General features: G+C 37.2%; 9 protein-coding genes. 1 reads left to right on the top strand and 8 read right to left on the bottom strand.

Annotated features, from left to right (window positions below):
* Window positions 1-9: 9 nt before the first annotated feature.
* From ACHZAX_RS04780 to rhaT, 3 genes are all read right to left on the bottom strand, one after another.
* Window positions 10-1,371: an FGGY-family carbohydrate kinase gene (locus tag ACHZAX_RS04780; protein ID WP_320018231.1), complete on the bottom strand. Its 1,362-nt coding sequence runs from the start codon at window positions 1,369-1,371 to the stop codon at window positions 10-12.
* Window positions 1,372-1,447: 76 nt separating this feature from the next.
* Window positions 1,448-2,713 (bottom strand): L-rhamnose isomerase, encoded by a 1,266-nt coding sequence (locus ACHZAX_RS04775; protein ID WP_320018230.1) that lies wholly within the window; start codon window positions 2,711-2,713, stop codon window positions 1,448-1,450.
* Between the two features lie 97 nt (window positions 2,714-2,810).
* On the bottom strand, window positions 2,811-3,881 hold the full coding sequence (rhaT, locus tag ACHZAX_RS04770) for an L-rhamnose/proton symporter RhaT (protein WP_320018229.1): 1,071 nt from the start codon (window positions 3,879-3,881) through the stop codon (window positions 2,811-2,813).
* Between the two features lie 136 nt (window positions 3,882-4,017).
* Here rhaT and ACHZAX_RS04765 point away from each other — a divergent pair, with 136 nt between their 5' ends.
* Window positions 4,018-4,893 carry an AraC family transcriptional regulator gene (locus tag ACHZAX_RS04765; RefSeq protein WP_320018228.1) on the top strand — a complete coding sequence of 292 codons (876 nt, stop codon included), beginning with the start codon at window positions 4,018-4,020 and terminating at the stop codon, window positions 4,891-4,893.
* Between the two features lie 89 nt (window positions 4,894-4,982).
* On the opposite strand, the gene ACHZAX_RS04760 is transcribed toward ACHZAX_RS04765, so the two are convergent.
* From ACHZAX_RS04760 to ACHZAX_RS04740, 5 genes are all read right to left on the bottom strand, one after another.
* The gene (locus tag ACHZAX_RS04760) at window positions 4,983-6,422 is read right to left on the bottom strand and encodes a glycoside hydrolase family 28 protein (protein WP_320018227.1); all 1,440 of its coding nucleotides are present in this window, start codon (window positions 6,420-6,422) and stop codon (window positions 4,983-4,985) included.
* Window positions 6,423-6,467: 45 nt separating this feature from the next.
* Complete coding sequence (locus tag ACHZAX_RS04755; RefSeq protein WP_320018226.1) at window positions 6,468-8,123, bottom strand: glycoside hydrolase family 28 protein; 1,656 nt, start codon at window positions 8,121-8,123, stop codon at window positions 6,468-6,470.
* 21 nt (window positions 8,124-8,144) lie between these two features.
* Window positions 8,145-9,296: a glycoside hydrolase family 88/105 protein gene (locus ACHZAX_RS04750; protein WP_320018225.1), complete on the bottom strand. Its 1,152-nt coding sequence runs from the start codon at window positions 9,294-9,296 to the stop codon at window positions 8,145-8,147.
* Window positions 9,297-9,314: 18 nt separating this feature from the next.
* The gene (locus ACHZAX_RS04745; RefSeq protein ID WP_320018224.1) at window positions 9,315-10,835 is read right to left on the bottom strand and encodes a sialate O-acetylesterase; all 1,521 of its coding nucleotides are present in this window, start codon (window positions 10,833-10,835) and stop codon (window positions 9,315-9,317) included.
* A 247-nt stretch (window positions 10,836-11,082) separates the two neighbouring features.
* Entirely contained in the window at window positions 11,083-14,688 is a 3,606-nt protein-coding gene (locus ACHZAX_RS04740; protein ID WP_320018223.1) for a DUF4450 domain-containing protein, read from the bottom strand.
* Between the last annotated feature and the right edge of the window lie 7 nt (window positions 14,689-14,695).

Raw genomic sequence — 14,695 nt, 5'->3', positions numbered from 1 at the left:
TGTTATGTTTTATTTTGATTCTAATTCAATTTTATTGGTCGTAAAACCCTCTATATTTCCGGCAATTACCAGAGCCGCTCCAAGTGCACTTGCATTATCAATTTCAGAAGTACGAACTTTTTTATCCGTAAAGTAATTGGTAAGAAGACTTACAAATATTTTATTTCGCGAAAAACCTCCTGATACGTAAATCGTTTTTGTTGTATCCCTTTTCGGAATAACAAGTTCTATAGAACGAACACTCAACTGTGTTAATTCCATTACCAAGCGAGTGTATGCCTCATCATAATCTGCGAAAACAGATAAATCCACTTTTTCGAGTCCTTCACTAAATTTTTCAATTCCTTCGGGGAAAAACAATAAAGCCCTGCCGAATTTTAAGTTGATGGAATTTACTGCATCTTCACAATAATCAATATTTTGAAAATACTTATCACTTGCGTTAAAATAATGATTGAGCCTGGCAATGCACGTTTCATGAAAATGCCCCATAAATAACCGGGATGACTTCACCTGTCGCTTTTCAGGAGTCAGAAAACACAAACAATCATTCTTTAATTGTTCGCTTGTTAAAGGCTCATCGTTAAATGGATTCATGCTAATGCACCACGTTCCGGTAGAAACCAGAATAAAATCTTCTTTTGAGTTGTGAAGATAAGGAACCAAGGATGCGGAGCTATCGTGAATACCAACTCCTGTTTTAATTTCTTTTCCTTTAATCAGAGCAGGATAAACCTGATCGTTATTAACAGGTTTTGGCAATTTTAAGCCTTCCTTTTTTAGCCATGGGTGATATTGCATTTTATCGAAATCCCACATAAAAGTGTGACAGCCAATAGAGGTTGGTTCAGAAGTGATCTGTCTGGTTAAAACAAAAGAAAGATATTGTGGAAAATGAAGTGCATTCTCCACCTTTTCCCAAATATCTTGTTTTTCTTTTTTTAACCAAAGTGCTTGAATTCCGGAATTTAAAAGCAATCCCAAAGCCGGGCTGGCCGTTTGACGGCAAAACTCATCCATTCCACCGTATTCTTGAAATAGTGATTCCTGAATTTCAGGATTTACTTGCTTTAGGTAGTTGTAAATTGGCGTTACTAATTTACCTTCTTTGTTTAAAAAGGCAAGAGATGCACCATAAGTTGAGAAATTAATGGCCTGAATATCGAACTTTCCTTCCTCAACAAGAACACTCAAAGTATTCACCATCCAATTTTGAATCAATTGAATATCATCGCATTCAAAACCATCATCGTCAACTGTCGTCGAAAATTTCTCTTCGTATTGATAAACCAAATTAAACACCTGATCGAATAGAAGAATCTTTTTATTGGTTTTGCCAATATCAAAAACTGCGATTACTTTAATCTCCATCCATTGTAATTTTTATTCTATAAAAAAGCGAACCAGATAATGAAACAAATGTGTTTCATCATCCAGCTCCTTCTACTTATCTTTTAGATAAAACTTCTTTTTCGTAAGCTTGTATTTCTGCGATATAATCTTCGCTAACAGGTACACCTTCTTGCAAACAGTAGTAATCCCAAACAGCACCAAATGGCTTTGTTTTCAACTCCTCAAGAAGTGCTAAACGTTCAAAATTCTGCCCGTTTTCTTCATATTTCACTAATGTAGAAGTAGGCTCCAACATAGCAATCATAAACGCTTTTTGTGCTGCACGTGTTCCTACTACATAAGCACCAATACGATTGATGGAAGCGTCAAAAAAGTCAAGACCTACATTTACACGACTGATAAAGTCGTTACGTACAATTTCTGAAGCGATCAACTGTACTTCTTCGTTAAGTGTTACCACGTGATCAGAATCCCAACGAACAGGACGTGTCACGTGAAGTAATACTTCGTCTACAAACTGAAGACAAGAAGAAATCTTATCGCCTACAACCTCTGTTGGATGGAAGTGACCATTATCCAAACAAATCATTTTGTTGTTCTTGATAGCATATCCCAGGTAATAATCGTGTGAACCTACAGTCATAGACTCAGCACCAATACCAAATACTTTACTCTCAACAGCATCCTTCATGTATTCTTTTGGAAATTCTGCTGCGAAACCTTCATCAAGAGATTTAGTCAACTGTGAACGCATTCCGTTACGATCAACCGGGGTATCTTTAGATCCATCAGGAATCCAAGTATTCAATACACAAGGGCTTTTTAGTTGTTTACCAACTTCAGCAGCAATTTCACGTGTACGCTTAAGATGTTCTACCCAAAACTTACGTACTTCTTCATCTTTAGAAGATAAGGTAAATCCACTGTCAGCCTTAGGGTGAGAGAAGAATGAACCATTAAAGTCCATACCAATACCTTGCTTTTTACACCAATCTATCCAGCCTTGGAAATGCTTTACTTCAATAGCATCACGATCAGCAGCTCCACCAGAGAAGTCACCGTATAAAGCATGTACGTTTACGCGTTGCTTACCTGGCAGCAATGACATTACCTTTTCCAGATCAGCCATAATTTCAGTTACATTACGTGCTTTTCCAGGATAATTACCTGTAGCCTGAATACCACCGGAAAGTTGACCGTCAGGATTCTCAGTACCAGATACATCATCAGTTTGCCAACAGTGAAGACTGATTTTAATTTCATTGATTTTATTCAATACAGCTTCAGTATCGACACCTAAAGCAGCATACTGCTCCTTGGCCAACTCATAGGCCTTTTTAATCATTTCTTTATTTGCCATAACACGTATATATTCTAAATAAAATACTTCTTCTAATTCAACAGAAACAGGTGAATCATCTGAATTAATATTCTCTAAAACTTAAAAAAAATGTCATTTACATTGCATTCCCCAAACCAACAATCACCACGGAAACAATAATTACGGCAATACCGATAGTTATCGTCCATTTGGTTTTAGGGGCTACTCCTTTCCATTCATTTCGGTAGATTCCCCACATGTTAGCGGTTAGAATGATGGTGGACATATGTAGAATCCATGAACTTGCACCATTCCCAAGCTTGCTCTCGCCCATTCCGTAAAAGAAAAACTGAAGAAACCATGTAGTTCCGGCCAGTGCTGAAAACAAGATGTTATTTCGGATAGGTGTCGATTTATTTCCAAAATCTTTATATGACTTATTTTTTAAACTTAAAATGGTAGTCCATATTAAATTGGTTGTTAAACCACCCCAAAGAATCACTACAAATGATACATTGTTTTGAAACAAGTGACTTGAACCTTCGAATAAATAATCGGGTAATAAGGCTGCCGATTCGGCCATGGTTTTACCTGCTTCAATACCAAAATTAAAAAATGAACTAAGGATACCAGATAAAATAGCGATCACTAAACCTTTCACCAAACTAAACTCTGCAACACTCTTTTTTTGATCCTCTTCGCTTAACTCACCTTCTTTCAACATTCCTGCATAACCACACAAGGCAATACCAACAAGACAAACAACTACTCCAACTAACACTAATTGTCCCCCTGAAGAAGCCAACATATCGGTAAAAGAAACCTTCCCCGCTGTTGGATTAATATTGTAATATATAGAAGGAACTATTGCGCCAAAAGCTGAACAAAATCCAAGAACCACCGAATTCCCCAATGACATGCCTAAATAACGAACACCTAAACCATAAGTAAGGCCGCCAATTCCCCAACAAAGACCTAATGTAAATGTAAGAGCAAAAATCTGAGGTGAACTGGCTAAGATAATGTCAAAAAAGCCTGGGATCGTTAAATATGCTGCTATTGGTGGTACAATTAACCATGAGAATAAACCGCCAACAATCCAAAAGCTTTCCCATGCCCAGCCTTTTACTTTGTTAAAAGGCATGTAAAAACTACCTGATGCGACTCCACCTAATGAATGATAAATAATTCCTAATAACGCGTGCATATTTTCGGATTTAGTTTGATTTAATTGGTATTTTTGTTTTTGTTATATTCTGATAATATGAAACACAAATGTATATTGACACCTACATAATTTCAATACACAAACTGGCGTTTCATTTGCACTTTTTGGACCAATAATGGAAGATTTTTTCAAATACATATCTGCAAGTGAAGAAGACAAGGATTGGGGACTCTATTTAAATGTGGCCGGAAAATCAAAAGTCCCCTCAGGAATCAGCTATCCCTCTGCAGAACATCCCAGTGGATATCACTTTTCATGGGCCAAAGGGCGCACTCTAAATGAATATCAGATTAACTACATTACAAAAGGAACAGGGACACTCGAAAACGCCCGGGGAAAATTTGCGGTTAAGCCTGGTTCATTACTAATTATCCGAAAAGGGGAATGGCATCGCTACAGACCTACCAAAAATGAAGGTTGGCTTGAACATTACATTGGTTTTGACGGCATGTTTGCGAACCACTTTTTGCAGGAAAATCAAATTCTGCAAGGACAATCGGTTATCCATTGCGGTGTGCGCGAAGATTTTATTGATACTTACTACAAAATTTTCGAGCTGGTTCGAAACGAAGATCCAGGAAACCAGCACATTGCTGCCGGACTGGTGATTAAATTACTGGGATGTATAGTTGCCTGGGAAAAGCAAAAAAACTTCTCTGGAAAACCTATTGAAAAGCTGATTCAGGAAGCTCGTTTTTACATGCGGGAACATATTGAACAAGAGGTAGATCTTCAAAAACTTGCAGAAGATAATTGCATTGGATATTCCTACTTTCGAAAGATGTTTAAAAAATATACAGGGATCTCCCCCCACCAATATCATTTGGATTTAAAAATCATGAGATCAAAAGAACTGATTCTAACAACCAATAAATCGATGAAAGAAATCAGTTACGAACTCGGCTTTCAGTCTATCCATTATTTTAGCCGGATATTTAAGAAAAAAGTAGGACAAAATCCATCAGAACTGCGTGGAACCGTTACAAAATAGTTGAAAACAAAAAAGAGACCATCTATTTAAGACAGCCTCTTTTCCTTTACTTAGATATACTAAAAGCTAAATCCATTGTGTATAGCAACTTAGTTTTTAATACTTACATCTTTATTATTGCTAAGTTTTAACTTATTTTCTTTTACTCCCCGCACTTTAAAATCAGTAAACTTCCAGTTTCTTGCAAAGGATATATTTCCTGCATTCTCACCTTCGAAGCTAACATTCTTGAACTGAAAATTATCAATGGTACTTTCCTCCATACCGGTTACCTTTATGCACGTTTGAGCATTAATGGCATGAACATTTTCAAAAAATACATTTTTGAATTTAGGCATGCCTTTTTCAGGTGGTACTACCCCCAATAATTTTTTCCAATGAATCGGTAACTCCTCATAATTATAACCCTCTGGCAATTTTGAATTGCTATAGGATGGATTCCAATTTAAGTTCACAACAAACGGATCCCTTACCCCATCCATTTGGATGTTATACATGTAAATATTTTCGATTGTACCCCCTCTTTGCGAAGTACTTTTAAAACGCAAACCATATTTAGTTCCTAATCCTTTCATGTTGTATATCAGCACATTTCTGATACTTCCTGAGGTTTCGCTTCCGCAAGTAAACAAACCATCGCCTCGGCCGGCAATACAATCACGAATCACAATATATTCACACGGACGATTTACTTTTAAACCATCAGAATCCCGGCCTGCTTTTAAGCAAAAATTATCGTCGTTACAATTTATATAGCAATTTTGCACCAGAATTCTGCTTGATGAATCAATATCAACTCCGTCGGTACTAGGTCCTTTCCCTTCAATGTTATTATTAATTGTCATCCCCTGAACAGTTACATACTCCGAATACAAAATATGAACAGACCAGAAACCAGCCTGATACAATACAAAATCTTTCAGCGTTACATCTTTTGAATTCTCGATAATGATACCTCTTGGTCTTTTGCAATCGTAATCAACAACCCAACGCAAACCTTTCGGGTTATACTCGTCCCGCATGCTGTGATATTTGTCCCAAAATACTTTTCCTTTGCCATGAACAACACCATCACCAGTAATGGCCACATTATGCTGATCAATAATATTAATTAATCCTGCCGGCCAATCCATTTCAATACCTGCCACTCTTGTTGGAATTTCTTTATAGTCTTTAAGATCCTGACTTCCTGAAATCTGCACCCCTTTAGGAATATCGAGAATTACGTTTGATTTTAAAAATACCGATCCTGAAAGGTAGATACCTGTTTTAAATCGAACAACACCACCTCCCGATTCAGCACATTTATCGATGCATGCCTGTATGGATTTGGTACACAACGTTACTCCATCTCCAACAGCTCCAAAATCAGAAGGATTGTAGATTACTCCTCTTGAAACTGGTTGTGTTCTAGCCCCTACATCAGTAATCCAATCGCACTTCGAAAGATCTGGCTCAAAATCCTGCCCCATACTTGAAATAAATATCATCAGGAATATTCCTATTAAACTTATTTGTTTCCAACTCATCTGTCTGTTTTTCTAATTATTAATTGATTTTCTATTCTATTAATATCAGTTCTTCAATTCAATTTTATCTTTTGGAAAACTGCCTGTTATTCCCTTAATCTGATTGATATCAGTATTCCAGATTTCCAATCCTGTTTTCAAACTATCAGGATATGAAACATTGTCAAACTCTATGTTTGAAACATTTTCGACGGTTACAGCCGGTCCCGAAAGCGGCGAAATAGAAACATTTTTCAAGCTAATATTTTCCGCTTCACAGAATTTACCACCCAATTGAGCCGACATATAAACATTCTCAATTTGAATACCACTGATTTTCATTTCCGGCAGACCATTAAAAAACATAGCCCGTCGTGAATTTACAGAAACAATATCCTTAAAATAAAGATTACGGAAACTTGGCGTTTCTACATTTACAGCAGGGATATTTATTGCTTCCACATCAGACTTTTTGTCTCCTATGAGCTCTGCAGAGGGTGAATTTCCGCCATAATATAAATTGAAAGAAAGCGCATCGGTAACAATATTTTGCATGCTAATGTTTGAAACATATATGTTCTCAACAACACCGCCTCTTCCTCTTCGGCTTTTAAAACGCAATCCAACATCAGTACCTAAAAACGAGCAGTTACTAACTTTAATATTTTTAACCCCGCCGGACATTTCACTACCAACCACAAAACCACCGTGGCCTTTATACACAAAACAATTATCAACAATCACATTTTCGGTCGGAATTCCACGTTTGCGTCCATCTTCATCTTTTCCCGATTTAATGCAGATACCATCATCACCAACATCAAATTTACTATTTACGATAATGGTATTTTCGCAGGATTCCAAATCAAGTCCATCACCATTTTGAGCAAACGATGGATTTCTTACCGTTATGTCGTCAATAATTATATTTTTGCATTGTAACGGATGTATATTCCAACTTGGAGAGTTTGAAAAGCTGACTCCCTGCAAAAGCACATTTTCACATTCAATCAAACTAATCATAACCGGACGCAGAAAATCTTTAATGGATTGCCATTCTTCCTCTGTCTTTAAGTTCCTAGGAACATTCATATTGCTTACACCATCACCTTTAAGCGATTTTTCACTGGGAAACCAATAATCACTTCTTTTATAAGCGCCTCCTTTTGCTGTTATTTTTTTCCACAGACTCTCTGTAACCTTTTGTTTTTTTACTGGTCGCCAAGCATCTCCGGATCCGTCAATGCATCCTTGTCCTGTTATCGCAATATTTTTAAGATTCTTTCCTGATACAGGTGATTGACAACGACGTGTATCGAGTCCCTCAAAACTGGTTTCCACCAATGGATAATCGTTAAAGTCCCGGCTAAACTGAATCAAAGCTCCTTTTTCAAGACGAAGATTAATATTGCTCTTCAGTTCAATTGGTCCTGTTAACCATATCCCTTGAGGTACCAGCAAAGTTCCACCACCTTTTTCAGCCAAATCATCTATGGCATTTTTAAATGCCACTGTATTTTTGAATTGCCCGTTACCAATACCTCCAAAGGAGGTAATGTTTATTTCCCGATCGGGAAACTGCGGTGCATAAACGAAAGGCATGTTAAAAGGTAAATTTTCATACAAATATGAAAATCTATAAGACTCATTTTCTGGGTTTTGTCCCCCCATGGAACAACCCGCTAAAAGTATAAACCAGATATATTTCGTGAATAATTTCATTTTATTTTTTTTAGTGATTCTTTATTTCTCCAACTCCAGACATCCCATTATAAATGGTCCGGTAGCTTTGCTGTCGTTATCTCTAATTCTTTCGTTGACATAGTAATTGAAGCTGCCATCTCGATATGGTTTTCCGCCCAAACCAGCAACGGCACAACATTTGGTTAAGCTTAATGTGCCATCCTCATTTTTTACAATCAGGTTTTTCATCAAGCCATTGTAAGCTTTAAGTGCTGTTTTTCGGTATTTTTTATTGATGTAGCCTTTATTTACAGCTTTTGCATAACCGTACATATACATCGAAGAAGCAGAAGCTTCCAAATAATTTCCTTCTCTATGTCCCTGGTCCAAAACCTGATACCATAATCCTGTTTCATCCTGATAATTCGACAGTGCTTCGGCCACACCATCAATAATATTCAGTAAGTTTTTTCTTTGCGGATGATTTTCAGGAACGTAATCTAATACATCAACCAGAGCCATAAACCACCAGCCCATACTTCTTCCCCAAAAATTTGGTGACTGACCGGTTATTTTATCAGCCCACTTCTGATTATGACTCTCATCCCATGCATGGTAATACAAACCTGTTTTCGCATCTCGGGTGTGTTTGGCGCATATTACAAACTGATTAATAGCATCATCCAACAAATCCGGTTGGTCAAAAGTAACAGCATACTGAGCTAAAAAAGGAGCTCCCATATATAAACCATCCAACCAAACCTGATGCTGATAAATAAGCTTGTGCCAAAAAGCTCCTTCGTGTGTTCGGGGATGCATCTTTAGTTGCTGAATTAGCCGATCCATGGCTAATTTATATTTCTCATTTCCAGTCTGTTTATATACATCAAAAAGAATTTTCCCGGAATTAATGTAGTCGATGTTATACGATTCAACTTTGTATAAATGAATCTCTCCATTTTCATTTATAAGCGAATCGGCCCATTTGATGACATAATCGAGGTATTTTCTGTTGCCGGTTTCCTTCCATACTTTCAACATTGCAAGGCATCCCAAGCCCTGCGAATAACCAAAATACAATCTCTTACCATGATCCAACTGCCAGGCTTCCGGAAATCGTTTCATCTCCGAATCGGCAAACTGAACAGCTGTTGATTGTGCTTGTGTTAGCTGACTTATCAGGAGTAGTGAATAAAGAATTATTGTTCTCATATTGTAATAATTATCGTTTTATTTTGTAGTGTCAGTTCTAAAAGGAGATGCAGGCAGTCCTTCTATATTGTATAAATCAGCCCTAAAAAAATTGTCCCATCCATACCTTACATTTTCAATTTTATTTACCTGTTCTGATGATACAATTATCTTTCCCCCATTTATTGTCGCCTTGGCAGGATAAAAAACACCATTGGAAGATGCTGCCGTAAAACCTTTTATGGAATCATTTGGGCACATAAGTCCGTTATTGCAAAAATCAAAAGACAGTACAGCCTGATGGTTTTTTATTTTCATGGATACAAATCTTGGTCCTGAATAGGGTATTTTCTTTTTATATGTTTTTGCCAGAGCCCAGTTTGCCAAACGCTCTCCTGGAATTTGTTTGTTACGCGGATGAATATTAATTGAATCTCCGGCATCGGTTATCACTACCATTCCTGTGTTGTTTACTGATTGCCATGTTTTTAACTGAGCTTCACGAATTTGTGGCGGTTGTTTGTAATGGGGTGCAATTTGTACAAAGTAAAAAGGCATTTCCGGCAGCTGCCATTCTGTACGCCAACTTTTAATCATTTTGGTAAACACATGCTGATAATCATTATATCTGATGGAGTTGGATTCGCCCTGATACCAAACCACACCTTTTATGGAATAGTTAATAATTGGATGGATCATCCCGTTCCATAATGTTGAAAGAGCCTTGTTGTGATAGATACCTTTGGGTTTGGATGGTTTCTTTATCTTTTTATCCGTATTATCAGAAGCTAATTTGGCAACTTCCAGCTCATAGTTTTTTAGATTTGTTTCGTATTGCTGTAGGTCTTCGGGGTAATGATCTCTCGAAGAATAAAATTCTTTAATTAAAGCGGCATAAACAGAATCATGTTCCATCACCTCCATTTTTGTCCATGCTTCGGCAGGAGTTCCTCCCCATGTAGATTGAATTAGACCTATTGGAGTACCGAGGTTTTGGTAAAGTTTACGTCCAAAAAAATAGCCCACAGCAGAAAACGTTTTTACGGATTCACTATTACAAATGTCCCAATGCCCACTACAGCTATCCAATTCATGCTCGGGTGATAATTTTTGATCGATATGAAATAATCTGATCTCAGGATAATTAGCTTCTTGAATAACTTCCTCATAGTTGACGACTCCTGTTTGCCACCTGAGTTTTTTGTCTACCGGAAAATCCATATTTGATTGCCCGCTGCATAACCATACTTCACCAATTAATACATTTTTAATAACAATTGTATTTTCACCTTTTATAGTAATAGTTTGATTTACTGATGCTTTTGGTGTTTTTATAATAAGACTCCATTTTTCATCTTTACTGCTTGTAGTAAAGTAGTTCTTTCCCCAACTGGTGTTTATATTTATTTTTTCTCCAAAAGAGGCTTTGCCCCACAATTTTATTTCTGATTGTTGCTGCAATACCATATTATCTGAAATAATAGCTGGTAATGACACTTTTGCCGAAGTATTAAAGAATACAAAAAGCAAAAAAAAAGTATATAATAACCTGTATTTCATTTGTCTAAATTTGTTTTTTATTACCATATAGCCTGTCCCGAACTTGTTTCGGGAGAATTCGCCAACTTAGCCATCCTCGTGTGTGAGAAAAGTCTTCTCATGGCTCGTTTCATCTGTTTATAATTTTAGGTTTTTGTCAGATGGAACTTACCATATAATCAGTTCCTGTGTGTAGAAAGCTTTATACATGGTCGTTTCATCTATTTAAATCTATTTCTCAATGGTCAAACAATAGATCGTTGAATATTTATTTTAATAAAGTAATTCCCATTAATCCGATAACAACATCATTTGCCAAACTTTCCAAGCTTATGCTTTGCAATTCTTTCGATGAATTTAAAGGCAAATCAATAAAAATACCTGCACCGCCATCTATCCCACGACCATATACCTCGTCTTTGCTTATCCCTAATTCTTCACCCAAATTCCTGCTGACAATTCCCGTTTTAAAAGCTATTCGGTATGGAGCTGGTCGTTTCAAAGCAAAAGCGTGATCATCTACATACAAATCCTGCTCTATTGGGAACCAATTATCCGGATTCACTAAATTCAATTCTTCGCGAGTGCCATCGGTATAATGAACTTTTATGAGTCCATTTGGGATATGACATTGCATGTGGTTTGTGCTTCCAGCCATCATAAAATAGGCATGTCGTGCCTTTCCTGATACCGGAATATCCACTTTCGTTGGATAATTATCCCACAAACTGGTAAAAACAATGTTTTTCCTTTCTAAATCACAAATCGTGCGAAACGGAACATGAAATGGTGTATTTAGAAGGCTATTTTTAGCAGAAGCTCTTAATCCACTGTCATCAATTTCTGCTGTATGGGTCGGATGACACCATTCGCCAATTCCCTGTGTTGGAATTTGCAAAGTGGTATAAGGCGATCTTGGCGACAAATATTCTTGCTTAAATATATCCGATACAGATGCATTAAAAAATTGATCCATATTCACCATTTTATAATTACCGGAATTTGCTTTCACATTCCAATTGGTGATTGTTTTTTGAAACAAACACTTATCATCATTCAAAATTTGAAGACGATTACTGCCAAATACAGCACAAGTATCCGGAATTCCAATTAAAGCTGATGTTTGTCCTGCTTCAACTGACAACGAAATTGAAAACTGATTTACCATCACATTGCCCGAAAATAACTTGTTGCCATTGTTGGTGATTGAAAAGGCCAGTTCTTCATCTTCGGCATTGTAAGAAATATCAAATGCATCTTTAATTTCAATATTTACCGGTTCCCACCATTTCATTTGACCTTGTTCTAATTGTACGAATAAAGTCCGGTTTCCTACTTCACCCACTAATTGTCCCGAAATGGATTTGGATTTCACAGATGCCTGATTCAATACATTTTGAGGATCGTAAATAGCTGCAATTTTATTTGTTGTGCTAAATTTCCATTGATCATCAGCCACTCCTATTTTTTGGTAATCTGATTTTTTAAGATTTTTACCCTTCCAAATGATTTGAACCTGCGCACTATCTTTTATTTCAGCATTAATTTGAATCAAAGGACTTCCAATATTTTCAACAAGCAACCATGATTTTGATTCTCCATTAACCAAAACCTCTGAAATTTGGTCTCTTACTGCCAACACTTTTAATTCCAGATTTACCTTTTCAGCCAGTTTATTTCTAATCAAGTAAGTATCCGTTTCTTCTTCCCTATCGAATTTCAAAGTAATATCAGCAGTAGCAATACTTGCATGCTCCCATCCGGAAGGAAATCCGGGACGAAGCTCCAGCCGGTTGTTTAATAAATCCGGATGAATTCCAAATAATCCTTCCACCAATACTCTGGAATACATTCCAACAGGATCACCAAAATCGCGGTAGCATTCTCCGCGGGCTTTATCGTAATAACTAATTTGTCCGATATTACCGGGACTGCTTCCCAAATACATTCCGTCTAAAACCGAGCTTTTGAACAGTTTAAAACCCTCATCGTATCTACCAGCCTGCCAATAAGAAAGTGCTGTATGAGCCACCTCGGCAAAAGCCACATTATTAATGGACCAAGAATATGGAAACCAATGCGTTGTAGAAATGGTTTCGTAATTGATCCCATCATTCAATCCCCTGGCTTTAACAGGAATGTGAGGAATTTCAGTATCGATATACCTTGTGGCCTGATAAGCCTGAAATATATCTGATACATCAGAATCCAAGGCATGATAAATTGTCCAAACACCTGCATCGGGATGAACATTTTTATTCCCCATTAAATCAACGTATTCTGCCCACCATCCTTTCTCAGTCAACCAAAGTTTTGAGTTAAGTGCTTTCATTATTTTTTCAGATTCAACAATGTAAGCTTGCGGATCGTCTCCAATTTTTGAAGCTATTAATGCAGCCATTTTATTCGCCCTGTAATTGTATGCCGAAGAATGAGTAACTGCACCACTGTTGTAATAAAGAGCATCACTTGCCCAAATGCTTGCATAAGCATCATACAGGCCATCGTTATCGGGATCAAAATTTAATTTTTCCCATTTCAGATGGCGCTTGATAACCGGCCAAACTTTTTTGGCATATTCCCAATCGCCTGTCCAGTTCAAATGCCAAAGCAACTCATCAATATAACACAGGTTCATGTCGTAATGATGCATTTTTGTTGTCTGATTTGGATTTCGGCAAATGTAACCATTGCTATACATTGGCGTCCCCCATTTTTTTTCAGCTCTTGCCAAATTCAAAGAGGAATCCTGAGCCGGATGAGGAATTGATGGTTCTATATCGGTTATTTGCGATGCTGCATAATTATCGAAATGCTGCCTAGCTTTGTGATGCCAGCCAACACAATCTCCAACATAAGCAGCCCGCCAGCCATTAAGCGGCATCCTCCAACCAATGGCTCCATGCATCCAGCAATTGTCCCAAATGGCATCGGCAGCAGTACTCAATACACCTCCTAATGGATTAATAAAAGAATCCGGCGTTTCTATTTGAACTGCATTTGCAATTTCTTTTCTTCTTGCTTCTGCCTGATCGTACCATTCCGTTAAATCACTATAATTTAAAGATTTATCACTCTTCAACTGAATACACACAAACTTTTTTACCGAATTTTCCAACGGTATTTTTGCCACCAAAACAGATTTATTATCAGATACTTTAGAGTTCCAAACCTGCATGGGAGAATCTAAAGAGAACGGAGATCCTGTTTTTAGCTTTGAATCTGCAGGAAAACAAGCTTCAATAGATCTGGGGTTTTTAGTGTTCTGTCCATAGTCCAACGAAAAACAGTTCTTGTAAATGCTATAATCATTACCTAAACAATCATCGGCATGCAAATCAAAACAGTCCGGTTTATCCACACCAAGATCCCCATTTCGCGAAAACCGTTTATTGCTTGCCCCGCCATACATCAATAAAAGTTCAATACCTTCAGGGATGTTCTCAGTTTCAATTTTCATGATCATCCCATCAGAATCTGCCAAAGCCAATACCGCAAGTTTTATAATACCATTACTGATAAAAGAATCCTGTATTTCGTAAATTCGACATCCCGGATAATAAGTACTTTTAATTTGAGAAGCACTATTTAACCAGACGCTGTTTTGCCCGTTCACAAAACCCAATTGAAGATTTCCACCCATATTTGGCATAAAAAAACCAAACTCAGGCACATCTCCGGTCTCTACACGAAATGCACTGTGTCCTCCATAAAGCGCCCGATTAAATTTTTTATTCCCGTTAAGGATAACAAAACCATCATTGTCCGGTTGGTATCGAAGTTCCCGTTCCAATTTATTATTTGCATCAGATTTATACTGAGCTGTTGCACAGATAAATGAAAGGGATAATATTGCTGTTAAGAATAATCTCATTTAATTT

Origin of the sequence: Labilibaculum manganireducens (assembly GCF_963665805.2) — a bacterium.
Lineage (GTDB): Bacteria > Bacteroidota > Bacteroidia > Bacteroidales > Marinifilaceae > Labilibaculum > Labilibaculum manganireducens.
Note: the sequence above shows the minus strand (reverse complement) of the source record. Positions and strands in the feature narration are given on the sequence as shown.

Bases quoted from the DNA above. Each gene is read 5' to 3' on its own strand.
- rhaT (WP_320018229.1), bottom strand. From the start codon at position 3,881: ATGCACGCGTTATTAGGAATTATTTATCATTCATTAGGTGGAGTCGCA.
- ACHZAX_RS04750 (WP_320018225.1), bottom strand. From the start codon at position 9,296: ATGAGAACAATAATTCTTTATTCACTACTCCTGATAAGTCAGCTAACA.
- ACHZAX_RS04755 (WP_320018226.1), bottom strand. From the start codon at position 8,123: ATGAAATTATTCACGAAATATATCTGGTTTATACTTTTAGCGGGTTGT.
- ACHZAX_RS04740 (WP_320018223.1), bottom strand. From the start codon at position 14,688: ATGAGATTATTCTTAACAGCAATATTATCCCTTTCATTTATCTGTGCA.
- ACHZAX_RS04760 (WP_320018227.1), bottom strand. From the start codon at position 6,422: ATGAGTTGGAAACAAATAAGTTTAATAGGAATATTCCTGATGATATTT.
- ACHZAX_RS04745 (WP_320018224.1), bottom strand. From the start codon at position 10,835: ATGAAATACAGGTTATTATATACTTTTTTTTTGCTTTTTGTATTCTTT.
- ACHZAX_RS04775 (WP_320018230.1), bottom strand. From the start codon at position 2,713: ATGGCAAATAAAGAAATGATTAAAAAGGCCTATGAGTTGGCCAAGGAG.
- ACHZAX_RS04780 (WP_320018231.1), bottom strand. From the start codon at position 1,371: ATGGAGATTAAAGTAATCGCAGTTTTTGATATTGGCAAAACCAATAAA.
- ACHZAX_RS04765 (WP_320018228.1), top strand. From the start codon at position 4,018: ATGGAAGATTTTTTCAAATACATATCTGCAAGTGAAGAAGACAAGGAT.